Annotated in this window: 2 protein-coding genes; both read left to right on the top strand. The window is 38.5% G+C overall.

All coding sequences use genetic code 11. From position 1 onward, the window contains the following. A partial coding sequence (locus tag AC1DPZ_RS27865; protein WP_477409650.1) for an acyltransferase occupies window positions 1-430 on the top strand: 430 nt, incomplete at its 5' end. Then, on the top strand, window positions 427-1026 hold a 600-nt coding region (locus tag AC1DPZ_RS27860; RefSeq protein WP_477409648.1), incomplete at its 3' end, for a hypothetical protein. The genes AC1DPZ_RS27865 and AC1DPZ_RS27860, both read left to right, overlap by 4 nt.

The raw sequence follows: 1026 nt of genomic DNA, 5'->3' as shown, positions 1-1026 counted from the left end.
GCCTAATAAGGTTAGTATTGGAAATAAATGCAGGCTTGAAAATAATATCTATTTTAAATTTGACGGGATATGGAGCCCGGGGATAGGTATTAAAATAGGTAACCAGGTATTTATAGGTTCTGGATGCGAATTTAATATTACTAAGGGTATTACCGTGGGCGACAATTGTTTGATTGCGTCTGGCTGTAAGTTTATAGACCATAATCATGGAACCAGCCTTGGTAAATTGATGCGTGAACAGCGAGGTCCTGAAACGGCAATAAGCATTGGAGACGATGTTTGGATTGGTTGTAACGTGGTTATATTAAAAGGGGTTGAAATAGGTAAGGGCGCTGTAGTTGCTGCTGGATCGATTGTAAATAAATCAATTGCTTCCAATGAAATATGGGGCGGCGTGCCGGCAAAAAAACTTGGAGACAGAAAAGCATGAAGATAGTTTTCTTTTGCGGTTCATTAGAAAATGGCAAAAACGGTGTCGGAGATTATGTGCGCCGTTTGGCGGGTGAATTGATCAGACAGGGGCATAACATTTTAGCTGTAGCGTTGAATGACAGCCATATTAATGCCGATTTTGACGGGATGCAGGTTGATGAGGAAACATTGGTGCCGGTAGTCAGAATTACATCGGGCACACTTTCTAAAAAACTTGATAGTATTAAAATGAGAATAAATAATTTTGATCCTGATTGGATAAGCCTGCAGTTTGTACCCTATTCTTTTGAAAAAAGGGGCATGCCATTTTTGTTTGCTATACAATTAGCCTCAATAAAAAAAGAATATAAATGGCATATTATGTTCCATGAGCTATGGGTTGGTGGTAATGCCGTTAAGCCAAGAATTACTTCTTTTTTGCAGCGAATTGCTATAAAAGAGATTTTAAGAAAACTCGAACCAGCTATTATCCATACGCATTTGCCAACATATAGTAAAAATTTGTCAAAATTATATCGGCGTATTCCTATAAAACCCTTACCGCTATTTTCTAACATACCTGTTTGCCCCCATCAGCAAGACACGCAAATAGCA

It is taken from the genome of Mucilaginibacter sp. P4_G9 (assembly GCF_056400985.1).
This window is presented reverse-complemented; position numbering and strand designations above follow the sequence as displayed.